Annotated in this window: 12 protein-coding genes; 3 read left to right on the top strand and 9 right to left on the bottom strand. The window is 73.9% G+C overall.

Annotated features, from left to right (window positions below):
* Positions 1–42 precede the first annotated feature (42 nt).
* Positions 43–1,173 (bottom strand): tetratricopeptide repeat protein, encoded by a 1,131-nt coding sequence (locus ACZ46W_RS11335; RefSeq protein ID WP_468334948.1) that lies wholly within the window; start codon positions 1,171–1,173, stop codon positions 43–45.
* Positions 1,170–2,423 carry an ATP-binding protein gene (locus ACZ46W_RS11330; protein WP_468334945.1) on the bottom strand — a complete coding sequence of 418 codons (1,254 nt, stop codon included), beginning with the start codon at positions 2,421–2,423 and terminating at the stop codon, positions 1,170–1,172. Before ACZ46W_RS11330 ends, ACZ46W_RS11335 begins: the two co-directional genes overlap by 4 nt.
* Before the next feature lie 59 nt (positions 2,424–2,482).
* Here ACZ46W_RS11330 and ACZ46W_RS11325 point away from each other — a divergent pair, with 59 nt between their 5' ends.
* Positions 2,483–2,836 carry a hypothetical protein gene (locus ACZ46W_RS11325; RefSeq protein WP_468334942.1) on the top strand — a complete coding sequence of 118 codons (354 nt, stop codon included), beginning with the start codon at positions 2,483–2,485 and terminating at the stop codon, positions 2,834–2,836.
* Positions 2,837–3,014: 178 nt separating this feature from the next.
* On the opposite strand, the gene ACZ46W_RS11320 is transcribed toward ACZ46W_RS11325, so the two are convergent.
* From ACZ46W_RS11320 to hrcA, 4 genes are all read right to left on the bottom strand, one after another.
* Positions 3,015–3,752: a 16S rRNA (uracil(1498)-N(3))-methyltransferase gene (locus tag ACZ46W_RS11320; RefSeq protein ID WP_468334939.1), complete on the bottom strand. Its 738-nt coding sequence runs from the start codon at positions 3,750–3,752 to the stop codon at positions 3,015–3,017.
* Positions 3,749–4,825, bottom strand: a complete 1,077-nt coding sequence (locus ACZ46W_RS11315) for a nitronate monooxygenase (RefSeq protein ID WP_468334936.1) — start codon at positions 4,823–4,825, stop codon at positions 3,749–3,751. Before ACZ46W_RS11315 ends, ACZ46W_RS11320 begins: the two co-directional genes overlap by 4 nt.
* 81 nt (positions 4,826–4,906) lie before the next feature.
* Complete coding sequence (gene dnaJ, locus ACZ46W_RS11310; RefSeq protein ID WP_468334933.1) at positions 4,907–6,046, bottom strand: molecular chaperone DnaJ; 1,140 nt, start codon at positions 6,044–6,046, stop codon at positions 4,907–4,909.
* Positions 6,047–7,063: a heat-inducible transcriptional repressor HrcA gene (gene hrcA, locus ACZ46W_RS11305; protein WP_366129521.1), complete on the bottom strand. Its 1,017-nt coding sequence runs from the start codon at positions 7,061–7,063 to the stop codon at positions 6,047–6,049.
* Positions 7,064–7,229: 166 nt separating this feature from the next.
* On the opposite strand from hrcA, the gene ACZ46W_RS11300 reads away from it, so the two are divergent.
* Together ACZ46W_RS11300 and ACZ46W_RS11295 are read left to right on the top strand one after the other, a co-directional pair.
* Positions 7,230–7,952 (top strand): MBL fold metallo-hydrolase, encoded by a 723-nt coding sequence (locus tag ACZ46W_RS11300; protein ID WP_468334930.1) that lies wholly within the window; start codon positions 7,230–7,232, stop codon positions 7,950–7,952.
* A gap of 10 nt (positions 7,953–7,962) precedes the next feature.
* Positions 7,963–8,760, top strand: a complete 798-nt coding sequence (locus tag ACZ46W_RS11295) for a DUF3097 domain-containing protein (protein WP_468334927.1) — start codon at positions 7,963–7,965, stop codon at positions 8,758–8,760.
* A gap of 31 nt (positions 8,761–8,791) precedes the next feature.
* On the opposite strand, the gene hemW is transcribed toward ACZ46W_RS11295, so the two are convergent.
* From hemW to ACZ46W_RS11280, 3 genes are all read right to left on the bottom strand, one after another.
* Positions 8,792–10,024: a radical SAM family heme chaperone HemW gene (hemW, locus tag ACZ46W_RS11290; protein ID WP_468334924.1), complete on the bottom strand. Its 1,233-nt coding sequence runs from the start codon at positions 10,022–10,024 to the stop codon at positions 8,792–8,794.
* Positions 10,025–10,051: 27 nt separating this feature from the next.
* Positions 10,052–12,304, bottom strand: coding sequence for a SpoIIE family protein phosphatase (locus ACZ46W_RS11285; RefSeq protein ID WP_468334921.1), 2,253 nt, complete (start codon positions 12,302–12,304; stop codon positions 10,052–10,054).
* Between the two features lie 159 nt (positions 12,305–12,463).
* Positions 12,464–14,353: an AMP-dependent synthetase/ligase gene (locus ACZ46W_RS11280; RefSeq protein ID WP_468334917.1), complete on the bottom strand. Its 1,890-nt coding sequence runs from the start codon at positions 14,351–14,353 to the stop codon at positions 12,464–12,466.
* Positions 14,354–14,668: the final 315 nt, after the last annotated feature.

Below are 14,668 nucleotides of genomic sequence, written 5' to 3'. Positions count from 1 at the left end.
CCCTTCCACTTCGCGTATGTGATGGGGCGTTACAAGGGCACTCTATCGGCGGCCGGGCGCGCGTCTCCTGAGCGCCGACCTGCTGACCCAGTACGTGATGACCACGGCCCAGAACAGCGGCGCGCCGAGCCCGGCGACCACGCCCGCGGTCAGCGTGGGCAGCGCCAGGGTGACCAGCGAGTGCAGGCCGAGCAGTCCGACCGCGCCGGCCATCCACAGCACCGGTGGGCACCGGCGGGATATCAGCAGCATCGGGCGCCGCAGCCGGGGCGGCACGCGCCGCCGCAGCCACAGGGCCCAGCCGGCCCACAGCGCCACGTACACGGCGACGCCGACGAACTCGGCCACCATGGCGCCCGTTCCGGTGCGGCCGGTGCGGAGCTGGGCCGATCCGATGGTCGCGGCCATGAAACCGCCCAGGGCGACCCAGCGGGCGCCGGCCGCCGTGCCCCAGGCCATGGTCTCCAGGTTGAAACGGGCCTCGCGGTCGTCCAGGTCGAGCGCGGCGGAGTCGACGAACCCTTCGGCGGCCCTGGTCCACGCCCCGCGCCGGTACCAGCGGCGGCGCAGGTGCAGCAGCGACAGGTTGTTGTGCGCCTCGCTGCTCTCCGGGTTGAGCCGCAGGGCGTTCTCGTAGGCCTTCTCGGCGGTGCGGTAGTCCTTGAGCTGGTACGCGGTCAGGCCGAGCAGGAAGTGGGTGGCGTCCTCCTCGGGGCCCAGCTCGACCGAGCGGAGGGCGAGCGCGTACGCCTCGCGGCGCCGCGCCGGGTGGTCGGAGCGGGCGAGGATCGTGCCGAGCACGTGGTAGCCGCTCCAGTGGTGCGGTACGAGGGCGAGGCCGCGCCGGGCGGAGTCCTCGGCGGCCGCCCACTGGGGCCCGCCGGCCGGCCCGTGGGCGAGCAGGTCGGCGCGGAGGAACCACGCCGACGGCAGCTCGGGGTCGGCGCGCAGCGCCTCGTCGGCCAGGCGCAGCGCCTCCGTGCGGTCGCCGAGGTGACGGCGGCAGCGGGCGAGCAGGGCGAGCGCGTGGGCGTCGTCCGGGTGCTGGGCGAGGTGCTGCGCGGTGAGGGCGGCGGCCTGCTCGTACCGCTCCAGGTCGTACAGCGCCTCGGCCCGCTCCAGCGTCATCGGTCGCGAGGCGGGCGGGGTGGGCGGGTCGGCCGGGGTGGTCACAGCTTGCGCTTCCTCTTCAGGTACGCGAGGAGGTCGTCGTACATGCCGCCGTCGTTGGCGAAGGTCGCGACATTGCGGGCGGCCGAGAACCAGGGCTCGGTGGACGGCCGGATCTGCCTGGCCGCGCCCATCAGGTCCTTCATGTTGATCATCCGTACGGTGCCGGTGCGGGCAGAGTCGAGCAGCGCGGCCTCGGCGGCGCTCTCGCAGACGTGGGCGAGGTCGGCGCCGGAGAAGTCCTCGGTGGCCTTGACGAGCTTGCCGAGGTCGACCGACTCGATGGGGCGGTCGCGCAGGTGGTAGCGGAGGATCGCGTCCCGCGCGGCGGCGTCGGGCGGCAGGACGAGCAGGGTGCGGTCGAGGCGGCCGGGGCGGCGCAGCGCGATGTCCACGTCCCAGGGGACGTTGGTGGCGGCGAGGACGAACACGCCCTCGTTGCTGTCGGCGGCGATGCCGTCCAGTTCGGTCAGGAGCTGGTTGACGACGTTGCGCAGTCCGCTGTGGTGGCTGCGGCTGCGCTTGGCGCCCAGCGCGTCGAGTTCGTCGAGGAAGACGACGCAGGGGGCTTGGGCACGGGCGGTCTCGAAGATGTCGTGGACGTTCTTCTCGGAGGCGCCGATGTACATGTCGAGGATGTCGCTGAGCGAGATCGACAGGAAGCTCGCGCCGAGTTCACCGGCGACCGCGCGGGCGATGAACGTCTTGCCGCAGCCGGGCGGCCCGTACAGCAGCAGGCCGCCGCGCAGGCTCTTGCCGTACAGCTTGCGCAGCTCCGGGTTGCGCATGGGCGCCAGGAACGCGGCCTCCAGCCGGTCCTTGACCTCCTGCATGCCGCCGACGTCCGCGAGCCGGACGGCGCCGGGCGCGTCCACCTCCCAGGCGTCGGCGCCGCCGGGGTCGTCGCCGTGGCCGTCGACGGTGAGGGGCGCCTCGGTGCCCTCGACGAACCGGGGCGGCACGATGTCGCCGACCTCCTGCTCGGCGGCGGCCCAGTCGAAGTCCGCCGGGGACGGCGGGGCTTGCGGTGCCGGCCGGGGTGCTTCGGGGAGCCCCATGGCACGCGTCATCAGGGCGCGGGCGTCGGCGTCGCCGGGCGCGTGCTGGAGGGCGACGGCCGCCTCGGTCACGGCTTCGTCGTTGCGCCCCGCCTGGAGCAGGAGTTCGGCGAGGTGCAGCCGCAGGGGTACGTCGTCGGGCGCGGCGGCGACGGCGGCGCGCAGGCTGCGGAGGAGAGGAGACTCGTCGGACATGCCGCCACCCTACGAATTGGGTACGACAATCGGCCCGGTGGCCCCCTACTGTGGGCGCGATGAGACGAGATCGCGTCCCGCGCCGGCTGGTCGTGGACGGCACGACCTGGCTGTGGTCGGTGGGGCACCAACACCCCCCGTGCCGCGAACTGCTGACGCTGCGCCGCGCCGACGCGCGCCACGCCCAACTGCGGCTGGTCTTCCGCGAGGGGCCGGGACGCGTGACCCCGGGCGGCTACTGGCCCTCGGGTGCGGTGGGCGACACCCACGGCCACGGCCTCAACCTGCACGAGCCGGGCGTCGTCCGCCGCCTCCTCGACGAGGCCACGGCACGCGGCCTGCTACCGACCGCACACGGCGTCCACGAGGCGGACGGCTGGCCGCTGTTCGACGCCCTGGCCGCCGACGCCTGACCGGGCGCGGTGGCCCCGGACCGGGGCGGCCACCCCACGGGCCGGGCACCTGCCCACCGCCGGGCGGGGGCGCCTGACGGGGGCGGGGGTGCCAAAACCGGCGCGCGAGGTCTGGCACGGGCGCACGGCCGGGTGCCGGGCGCCGGACGAGGGCGGGCGCGCAGCCGGGGCGGGGCGGTTACGACCAGCGGCCGGTGCGGCCAAGGAGCAGGGCTGTGGCGGCCGTTCCGGCGGTCGAGGTGCGCAGGACGCTGCGGCCGAGGCGGTAGGGCTTCGCGCCGGCCTCGGCGAAGGCCGCCAGTTCGTCGGGGGCGACGCCGCCCTCGGGGCCCACGACGAGCACGATGTCACCGGTGGCGGGCAGTTCGGCGGTCGCCAGCGGTTCGGCGCCCTCCTCGTGGAGGACGGCCGCGAAGTCGGCGGCGGCGAGCAGCTCGGCGACGCGCTTGGTCGACGCCGCGTCCGCGACGTCCGGGAAGCGGAGGCGGCGCGACTGCTTGCCCGCCTCCCGCGCGGTGGCCCGCCACTTGCCGAGCGCCTTCAGGCCGCGGTCGCCCTTCCACTGCGTGATGCAGCGGGACGCCGCCCACGGCACGATCGCGTCGACACCCGTCTCCGTCATGGTCTCCACCGCCAGCTCGCCCCGGTCGCCCTTGGGCAGGGCCTGGACGACGGTGATACGGGGGCTGGGCGCCGGCTCCGTACGTACCTCCGTCACCGCCACGTCGAGGCGGTCCTTGCCCTCGACGGCCGCGACCGTGCCGTACGCGCCGGTGCCGGCGCCGTCCGTCAGGACGATCTCCTCGCCGACGCGCAGCCGCCGTACCGAGACGGCGTGCCGCCCCTCGGGCCCGTCGAGCGTGACGGTCCCGGCCGTGCCCGGCACGTGGTCGACCAGGAAGACGGGGGCGGTCATGACGCCACGCCCCGCAGCGCGAGGGCGGCCACCGCCGCGTCCAGCTCGGCGCCCAGGACCTCCACCAGCCGCCCGGCGGGCAGGTCGCGCGCCATCCGGTGGCCCTGCCCGGCCCACAGCGCCATGCCCTGCGGGTCGCCCGCCTTGGCGGCGGCCTTGCGCAGCCCGCTCGTCAGGTGGTGCACCTCGGGGTACGCGGCCGGGGCGTACGGGCCGTGCTCGTGCATGAACCGGTTGACCAGGCCCCGCGCGGGGCGCCCCGAGAACGCCCGCGTCAGCTCGGTGCGGACGAACAGCGGGTTGGTCATGGCCTGCTTGTGCAGGGCGTGAGCGCCCGACTCGGGGCACACCAGGAACGCCGTGCCGAGCTGCGCGGCCTCGGCGCCCGCCGCGAGGACGGCGGCGATCTGGCTGCCGCGCATCAGGCCGCCCGCGGCGACGATCGGCAGCGGCACGGCCTCCCGCACCAGCGGGATCAGCGACAGCAGCCCCGTGCCGGTCCCGCCGGCCTCCGGGTCGTCGCGGTGCGTGCCCTGGTGCCCGCCGGCCTCGATGCCCTGGACGCACAGGGCGTCGGCGCCCGCGTACTGCGCGGCCTGGGCCTCCTCGACCGACGTGACCGTCACGACGGTGATCGTCCCGGCCCGCCTGAACGCGGCCACCGTCTGGCGGCTCGGGCACCCGAAGGTGAACGACACCACCGGCACCGGGTCGTCCAGCAGGACGGCCAGCTTGGCCTCGTACCCGTCGTCCCGCCCGGCGTCGGGGTCGCCGAGGGGCGTGTCGTACCAGTTGGCCTCACCGGCGAGCTGGTGCCGGTACACGTCCACGGCGGCGGGGTCGGCCTGCCCGGGCTGCGGCATGAACAGGTTCACGCCGAAGGGCCGCGAGGTCAGGCCGCGCAACTGCTTGATCTCCTGGTACATGCTGTTGGCGGTCTTGTACCCGGCGGCCAGGAAACCCAGGCCGCCGGCGTCGGACACGGCCGCGACGAGCTGCGGACAGGAGGCGCCACCCGCCATGGGGGCCTGCACGATCGGGTACCGGCAGAGATCGGTCAGTGCGGAGGACATGCACGCATGGTGTCACGCCCCCGCGCCCGTACCGAATCCCGGGCCCGCGCGGCCCCGGCACCCGCCCCGTGCGGCCTCGGCCTAGCGACCGTTGAACGCGTCCTTGAGGCGGGAGAACAGGCCCTGCTGCCCCGGCTGGAACTGCCCCGTGGGCCGCTCCTCGCCCCGCAGCTTGGCCAGCTCCCGCAGCAGCCGCTCCTGCTCCGGGTCCAGCTTCGACGGCGTCTGGACCTCGACGTGCACGATGAGGTCACCGCGCCCGCCGCCCCGCAGGTGAGTGACACCGCGCCCGTGCAGCGGGATCGACTGGCCCGACTGCGTACCGGGCCGGATGTCGACCTCCTCCAGCCCGTCCAGCGTCTCCAGCGGGCACTTCGTGCCCAGCGCGGCCGCCGTCATCGGGATGGTCACCGTGCAGTGCAGGTCGTCGCCGCGCCGCTGGAAGACCGGGTGCGGCAGCTCGTGGATCTCGACGTACAGGTCGCCCGCGGGGCCACCGCCCGGGCCGACCTCGCCCTCGCCGGCGAGCTGGATGCGGGTGCCGTTGTCCACACCGGCCGGGATCTTGACCGTGAGCGTACGGCGGGAGCGGACCCGGCCGTCGCCCGCGCACTCCGGGCACGGGGTGGGGACCACGGTGCCGAAGCCCTGGCACTGGGGGCAGGGGCGGGACGTCATGACCTGGCCCAGGAAGGACCGGGTGACCTGGGAGACCTCGCCACGGCCACGGCACATGTCGCACGTCTGGGCCGACGTACCGGGCGCCGCGCCCTCGCCGGAACAGGTCGTACAGACGACGGCCGTGTCGACCTGGATGTCCTTGGTCGTGCCGAAGGCCGCCTCCTGGAGCTCGACCTCCAGGCGGATCATGGCGTCCTGGCCGCGCCGGGTGCGCGACCGGGGGCCGCGCTGGGACGCCGTACCGAAGAAGGCGTCCATGATGTCGGAGAAGTTGCCGAAGCCGCCCGCGCCGAAGCCACCCGCGCCCGCGCCGCCGCCGGAGGCGGACAGCGGGTCACCGCCGAGGTCGTAGACCTGCTTCTTCTGCGGGTCCGACAACACCTCGTAGGCGGCGTTGATCTCCTTGAACCGCTCCTGCGTCTTCGGATCGGGGTTGACGTCCGGGTGCAGCTCGCGGGCGAGCCTCCGGAACGCCTTCTTGATCTCGTCCTGGGACGCGTCGCGGCGCACGCCGAGTACGGCGTAATAGTCCGTGGCCACTTACGACTCCGCCAGGATCTGTCCGACGTAACGTGCCACTGCGCGTACCGCTCCCATCGTTCCGGGGTAGTCCATGCGGGTCGGTCCGACCACGCCGAGTTTGGCGACTGCCTCGTCGCCCGAACCGTAGCCGACCGCGACGACGGACGTGGAGTTGAGCCCCTCATGGGCGTTCTCGTGCCCGATACGTACGGTCATGGCCGAGTCCTTGGCCTCGCCGAGCAGCTTCAGGAGCACCACCTGCTCCTCCAGCGCCTCCAGCACCGGCCGGATCGTCAGCGGGAAGTCGTGCCCGAAGCGGGTGAGATTGGCGGTGCCGCCGATCATCAGCCGCTCCTCGGTCTCTTCCACGAGCGTCTCCAGCAGCGTGGCCAGCACCGTGGAGACCGTGCCCCGGTCCTCCGCCTCGAAGGACTCGGGAAGGTCCTGCACCAACTGCGGCACGTCCGTGAAGCGGCGTCCCACGACGCGGCTGTTCAGCCGCGCCCGCAGGTCGGCGACGGACGTCTCGCCGAACGGCGCGGGGCAGTCGACCATGCGCTGCTCCACGCGCCCGGTGTCGGTGATCAGGACGAGCATCAGCCGGGCGGGGGCCAGCGACAGCAGTTCCACGTGGCGCACGGTGGAGCGCGTCAGGGACGGGTACTGCACGACCGCGACCTGCCGGGTGAGCTGCGCGAGCAGCCGTACCGTGCGGCCGACGACGTCATCGAGGTCGACGGCTCCGTCCAGGAAGTTCTGGATGGCACGCCGCTCCGGCGTCGACAGCGGCTTGACGCCGGCGAGCTTGTCGACGAAGAGGCGGTAGCCCTTGTCGGTGGGGATGCGTCCCGCGCTGGTGTGGGGCTGGGCGATGAAGCCCTCCTCCTCCAGCACCGCCATGTCGTTGCGCACGGTGGCGGGCGAGACGCCGAGGTTGTGGCGCTCCGTGAGGGCCTTGGACCCCACGGGCTCCTCGGTGCCGACGTAGTCCTGGACGATGGCGCGCAGCACCTCGAGTCTGCGTTCGCTGAGCATCGCGCGCACCTCCGTCTGGCTGTGGTTCCTTCTGCTTGGCTGGCACTCGCGATGTCCGAGTGCCAGTTGTCCCCGGCCAGTGTACGGCGCCGGGGTACGCCCCCGGCAAGGGCGGCGGGCCACGCTACCGCGAGACGGCGCTGGTGGTTGCCGATAGCGTCGCGGTATGGACGTCAGTTGGGAAGACTTCGGATGGGAGCGTCTCGCCGACGGGATCGGCCGCAGGAGGCTGCCGGTGTGGGACGCGACCACGGCGTTGGTGGTCGGCGAGGACCGGGCCCTGCTGTTCGACACGGGCGCCACGCTCCGTGAGGGCGCCGAGATCCGGGCGCAGGCGCAGGCGCTGATGGGTGGCCGGAGAGTGACGCACATCGCACTGAGTCACCCCCATTTCGATCATGTGCTCGGCACGGCGGCGTTCGCGGGGGCGGAGGTGTTCGGGGCGGTCGGCGTGGACACCGTACTGACCAAGGACCGGGAGGGGCTGCGCCGCGACGCCGTGCGGCACGGGGTCGCCGAGGCGGACGCCGTCGAGGCGACGGACGTGCTGGTGGCCCCGCACCACCTGGTGTGCGGCGAGTGGACGCTGGAGCTGGGCGGGCGGCAGGTGCTGCTGGCCAACGTGGGCCCGGGCCACAGCGGCCACGACCTGGCCGTGCTCGTACCGGGCTCCCAGGAGGTGGTCCTGTGCGGCGACCTGGTGGAGGAGTCGGGCGACCCGCAGGCCGGGCCGGACGCCATCCCGTCGCGCTGGCCGGCCGCCCTGGACCGGCTGCTGGACCTGGGCGGCGAGGACGCCGTGTACGTCCCGGGGCACGGGGCCGCCGTCGACGCCGCCTTCGTACGCGCCCAACGCGATGAACTGGCCCGCCGGTTCGGGGTGTCGTAGCGTCTGCCGAATGCGCGCTTACGACCCTGACCTGACGCCGCCGTGGAAGAAGTCCGCGCCCGTTCCCGAGGTGCCCGCCGACCCCGACCTGGTGGTCGAGGAGGTGAGCACCGGCTTCTGCGGGGCGGTGATCGGCTGCGAGGCGGGCACGGTGACCCTGGAGGACCGGTTCGGCAAGCACCGGGTGTTCCCGCTGGCGCCCAGGGGCTTCCTCCTGGAGGGGCGTACGGTGACGCTCGTGCGCCCTTCGGCGGGACCTTCCCGTCCGTCGCGCACCGCCTCGGGCTCCATCGCCGTCCCGGGCGCACGCGCGCGTGTCGCCCGTGCGGGGCGCATCTACGTGGAGGGCCGCCACGACGCGGAACTGGTCGAGCGGGTGTGGGGCGACGACCTGCGCGTCGAGGGCGTGGTCGTCGAGTACCTGGAGGGCGTCGACGACCTCCCGGCCATCGTCCGGGACTTCGGCCCGGGCCCGGACGCCCGCCTCGGCGTCCTGGTCGACCACCTGGTGCCCGGCTCCAAGGAGTCCCGCATCGCGGCCTCCGTCACCGACGCCCACACCCTGGTCGTGGGCCACCCGTACATCGACATCTGGCAGGCCGTGAAGCCCTCCTCGGTCGGCATCCCGGCGTGGCCCTCCGTCCCCCACGGCCAGGACTGGAAAACGGGTGTGTGCCGCGCCCTGGGCTGGCCCCCGAACACGGGCGCGGCCTGGCAGCACATCCTGTCGCGGGTCACCTCGTACAAGGACCTGGAGCCGGCGCTGCTGGGGAGGGTGGAGGAGCTGATCGACTTCGTGACGGCATGACCCCGTCGGGGGCGGCCCCGAGCCGGCAGGATCAGTCGACCAGGTCCCGCACCACCGCGTCCGCCAGCAGCCGCCCCCGCAGCGTCAGCACGGCCCGCCCGTCGGCGTAAGGACCGGGGTCCAGGAGCCCGTCCCTTACCGCGCGCTCGGCGGCGGCCAGGCCCGCGGGCCTGAGCAGCGACAGCTCGCAGCCCTCGCGCAGCCGCAGTTCCAGGAGAACCCGCTCCACCCGCCGGTCCTCCTCCGACAGCACCTCGCGCCCCGCCCCCGGCGAGCGCCCCTCCGCCAGCGCGGCGGCGTACGCGCCCGGGTGCTTCACGTTCCACCACCGCACGCCCCCCACGTGGCTGTGCGCGCCGGGCCCCGCGCCCCACCAGTCGGCGCCGCGCCAGTACAGCTCGTTGTGCAGGCACCGCCCCGCCTCCGAGGTGGCCCAGTTGGACACCTCGTACCAGGAGAACCCGGCCCCGGACAGCACGTCCTCCGCGATCAGGTACCGGTCCGCGTGGACGTCGTCGTCCGTCATCGGCACCTCGCCGCGCCGGATGCGCCGCGCGAGCTGGGTGCCCTCCTCCACGATCAGGGCGTACGCGCTGACATGGTCGGGTCCCGCGCCGATCGCCGCGTCGAGCGAGGCCCGCCAGTCGTCGTCGCTCTCCCCCGGCGTGCCGTAGATCAGGTCCAGGTTGACGTGCTCGAAGCCCGCCTCGCGCGCCTCCGCGACGCAACGCTCCGGCCGCCCGGGCGTATGCGTACGGTCGAGCACCTTCAGGACGTGCTGCCGGGCGCTCTGCATGCCGAAGGAGATCCGGTTGAAGCCGCCCTCGCGCAGCTCGGCGAGGTACGCGGGGTCCACGGACTCCGGGTTCGCCTCGGTGGTGATCTCGGCGTCGTCCGCGAGCCCGAACTCGTCCCGGATGGCCCCGAGCATCGCCACGAGGTCGGCGGCGGCGAGCAGCGTGGGCGTGCCGCCGCCGACGAAGACCGTCCGCACCGGCCGGGGATTGTCCCCGAGGACCTTCCGCGCCAGGCGTACCTCCTCCGTCAGGGTCGCGGCGTAGTTGTCGCGGGAGGCGAGCACGCCGCCGGAGCCGCGCAGCTCGGTGGCGGTGTAGGTGTTGAAGTCGCAGTAGCCGCAGCGGGTCGCGCAGTACGGCACGTGCAGATAGAACCCGAGCGGCCGCTCACCGGCCCCGAGCAGGGCGGACGCGGGCAGCGCGCCGTCCTCGGGCATGGGCTCACCATCGGGCAGTACGGAAGGCATACCCCCCATTGTCCGTTACCGCGCCGCCTACCGGGTCTGGAGCACCAGCAGGGCGAGGTCGTCGCGTACGGGCGTCTCGCCGAAGGTGTGGACCGCCCGCCGGATCCGGTCGGCGACCTCCCTCGCGGGCAGCCCGGCGCAGCCCGCGAGGGCCTCGGCCAGGCCGTCCCCGTCGTCGAACATCCGCCCCGTGCGGGAGCGGCGCTCGGTGACGCCGTCGGTGACGCACAGGAGGGTGTCGCCGGGCGCGAGGTGGAAGGTGTGGCTCTCGTACCCGACGTCGTCCACGACGCCGAGGAGCACCTGGGGCGTCGCCGCGGGGGTCACGGTGCCGTCCGGGCGCAGCAGCAGCGGCAGGGGGTGGCCGGCGCAGGCGAGGGTGCAGCGGGCGCCGCCGCCCTCCTCGGGGGCGAGCGGCACCAGCTCGCCGTACAGGAGGGACAGGAACCGCGACTGGGGCTGCTGCGGGACCTGCTGGGCGCCGGGCAGGTCGCCGGGGAGGTCACCGGCGGCGGCGACCATGGAGGCGGCGGCCTCGGCGGCCTCGGTGGCGTCGTCGAGGAGGAGCCGGTTCAGCCGGTCGAGGACGTGGCCGACCTTGTGGTCCTCGCGGGCGAGCAGCCGCAGCCAGGGGCGGGCGAGGCCGGTGACGACGGCGGCCTCGGGGCCGCTGCCCTGGACGTCGCCGAGCATGAAGCACCAGCGCCGCGCTCCCGGCCCGGCCTGGAACACGTCGTAGAAGTCGCCGCCCGCGAGGCCGTCGTCGCTGGGCTCGTACACGACACAGCTCTCGACGCCCGGGATCTGCGCCACCTGGCTGGGGAGCAGTCCGCGCTGGAGGACCCGGCTGATGGTGACCTGGCGGGTGTAGCGGCGCGCGGCGCCGATGGCGAGGGCGACGCGGCGTGCGAAGTCCTCGACGAGGGTGGTGACGGCGTCGGGGATACGCCCCCGCCCGCGCCGCCCGAGCATCAGCGTGCCGAGCGCGTGGCCGCCCACAACGAGCCGGTACGCGAGCGCGGTGCCACCTGTGGCGGTGCCGGGCGCGGTGCCACCTGTGACGGCGCCCGGCGGGGTGCCACCTGTGACGGCGCCGGGCGCGGTGGCCCCCGTGGCGGTGCCCGGCGCGGTGGCACCTGTGACGGCGCCCGACGCGGTGCCACCTGGGGCGGCGCCCGGCGCGGTGGCCCCCGTGGCGGCGCCCGACGCGGTGGCCCCCGGCAGGGTGGCCTCCTCAGCGTCGCCGCCCTCCGCGGGGTCTTCCGGCGACGGCCAGGGGATCGGCACCGGGCCGGGGCGGGCCGGCTCCGGCATGTGGGGCGGTTCCTTCTCCAGGACCGCGCGCAGCGTCTCCAGCGCCGACTCGTCGGCGTGCCACACCCGGGCGAGGCGCGGCCCGCCGCCGTCCGCGCCGTCGCCCTCCAGCCAGAAGGCGCACCAGTCGGCCAGGCGCGGCACCAGGAGCTGGCCGGCGAGCGCGGCGACGAGGTCCTCGTCCAACTGGCCGGCGAGCAGGTCGGACGCCTCGGCGAGGAACGACAGCGCCCCGCGGCCGGCCCACTCGTGGTCGTCGCGCACCACCCGGCGCGGCGCCGGGGCGAGGATCTCGGCGGCGCGCAGCCCGCGCTGGATCGTCGGCTCGGCGCCGGGTACGGGGCAGGTGTCCCAGCCGTCGAGGGGGAGCCGCGCCCACACGGTCTTCAGGCCGGGGCGGTAGGTGATGCCCCAGCATTCGGCGAGGGCGGCGACGAGTTGGAGCCCGCGACCGTACTCGTCCAGGCCGTCGTCGTCCTCCCGGTGGTGGTGCTCGTGGCGGAGGGTACGGGTGGGGTGGTGGTCGGAGACTTCGAGGACGAGGGCGGCGGGCCGGCCGTCGGCGGGGTCCTCCAGCCGGAAGAGGAGCTCGACGGTGGTGCCGGCGTGGACGACGGCGTTGGTGACGAGTTCGCCGACCACCAGGACGGCGTCGTCGGCGACCCGGTCGGTGATCGTCGCGGCGGCGGGCAGGGCGAGGCCGGTCCAGTCCGCGAGCGCGGCGCGCACGAAGCGGCGGGCGGCGGACGGTGCGAGCGGGTTGCCCGGCAGGCTGGTGCGCGTGACGGTCTGGCTCGGGGGCGGTTGGTGGGGCGGCAGCAGCAATTCACCGGTGGTCGCGCGCTGTGTCGGGAAGGACCCTGTCGGAAAGGACCCCACGTGCGGCTCCTCGTCGGCTCCTGGTCGGCTCGTGGTGCGGACACCGACAGGGTGACAGATCGAGCACGCCCATAAGCGCCGAGTCATCGAACTCGCCCACCGGAACCCGCCCGCGCGCCCTCGCCGCACGCGAACTCGCGCACGCGAACTCGCGCACCGAACGAAGCCGTACGTATACGAACCAGGGCCCTACGCATGCGAACGGGGCCGCGCGCCGTGGCGCGGCCCCGTTCGCCGTACGTCGGCTCAGGCCTCCCTGGTCCCCGCGTACATCTCGTCGATGAGGTGCTTGTACTCGCGCTCGACGACGGGGCGCTTCAGCTTGAGGCTCGGCGTCAGCTCACCGTGCTCGATGTCGAGGTCGCGCGGCAGCAGCCGGAACTTCTTGATGGTCTGCCAGCGCTGGAGCCCCTCGTTGAGCCGGTCCACATAGCCCTGGACGAGCTGGTTGGCCTCCGGCGTGGCGACGACCTCGGCGTACGACTTGCCGCTCAGGCCGTGCTCCTCGGCCCACCCGAGGATGGCGGGCTCGTCGAGTGCGATGAGCGCGGTGCAGAAGTTCCGGTCGGCGCCGTGGACGAGGATGTTGGAGACGAACGGGCAGACCGCCTTGAACTGTCCCTCGACCTCCGCCGGCGCGATGTACTTGCCGCCGGACGTCTTGATCAGGTCCTTCTTGCGGTCGGTGATACGGAGGTAGCCGTCGGCGGACAGCTCGCCGATGTCGCCGGTGTGGAACCAGCCGTCCGGCTCCAGGACCTCGGCGGTCTTCTCGGGCAGCCCGTGGTAGCCCTCCATGATGCCGGGGCCGCGCAGCAGGATCTCGCCGTCGTCCGCGATCCGTACCTCGGTGCCGGGGAACGGCTTGCCGACGGTGCCGGTGCGGGGAGCCTCGCCCGGGTTGAGGAAGGAGGCGGCGCTGGATTCGGTGAGGCCGTACCCCTCCAGGATGGGAATGCCGGCGCCGGAGAAGAAGTAGCCGATGTCGGGCGCGAGGGCCGCCGATCCGGACACGGCGGCGCGCAGCCGGCCGCCGAAGGCGTCCCGGAGCTTGGCGTAGACGAGGGCGTCGGCGACCTTGTGCTTGACGCTCAGGCCGAAGGGCACGCTCGCGTTGCCGGTGCGGCGGAGGTTGTCCTGGCTGGTCCGGGCGTACTGGCGGGCGACCTCGGCGGCCCACTGGAAGATCTTGTACTTGGCGCCGCCTCCGGCCCGTGCCTTTGCCGCGACTCCGTTGTAAACCTTCTCGAAGATGCGCGGTACGGCGGCCATGTACGTCGGCTGGACGACCGGCAGGTTCTCAATGATCTTGTCGACGCGGCCGTCGACGGCGGTGACGTGCCCAATCTCGATCTGGCCGGAGGTCAGCACCTTGCCGAAGACGTGGGCGAGCGGCAGCCACAGGTACTGCACATCCTCGGCGGAGACCAGGCCGATGGCGGCGATGGCCTTGGCCATGTACGACCAGTTGTCGTGCGGCAGCCGTACGCCCTTGGGGCGGCCCGTGGTGCCGGAGGTGTAGATCAGGGTGGCGAGCTGATCGGCGGTGATGGCGGCCACGCGGTCCTTGACGGCGTCCGGGTGCTTCTCCAGGTACGCGCGGCCGCGCTCCTCCAGTTCGGCGAGCGAGACGACCCAGCCCTCGGGGTCGCCGGCGTCCGCTTCGACGCCCGCCGGGTCGATGACGACGACGTGGGCGAGCTTCGGCAGGTCGGCGCGGCGCTCGCGGGCCTTGGCGAGCTGGGAGGCGTCCTCGGCGATCAGGACGCGGCTGTCGGAGTCGGCGAGGATGTACGCCGACTCCTCGGCGTTGGTCTGGGGGTAGACGGTGGTGGTCGCGGCGCCGGCGCACATCACGCCGAAGTCGGCCAGGATCCACTCGACCCGGGTGGCGGAGGCGAGGGCGACCCGCTCCTCGGGCTGTACGCCGAGGTCGATGAGGCCGGCGGCGATGGCGTAGACGCGCTCGGCCGCCTGCGTCCAGCTCAGGGACTTCCAGTCGTCGGGGCCCTGGCCGGAGGCGTTGGGTACCGGGTAGCGGTACGCCTCGGCGTCGGGGGTTTTGGCCACGCGCTCCAGGAAGAGGGCCGCCACGGAGGGCGGTCGGTTCTCGATCAGGGTCTGTGTGTCGCTCACGACGTCCTCCGGGCGGCTTGCGGCAGGGCTGCACGACGGGATGATTGTTTAACTGGCGAGTAACCCTCGGGCGGCATCAGGTTAGAGCGCCATGGTCCGCCACGTAAGGGGCTGTGGCCCGGCGGTTCATACCCGCTTCATAACGACTACGCCGCCCGACGTCACCCCCCGACCACGCAAAAGCGCCCGTCCATGAACCGAACGGGCGCTTTGGCGGTGTTCTGCGGCTGGGGCCGGGCGGAGCCGGGGGCCGGGCGGGGCCGGGGAGCCCGGACCATGGGCCCCGGCGCGGGGGCCCGTCACGCGGCCCCGCTT

It is taken from the genome of Streptomyces sp. NPDC031064, assembly GCF_055570965.1.
The sequence above is the reverse complement of the archived record's forward strand: the minus strand, read 5'-3'. Positions and strand labels throughout refer to the sequence as shown.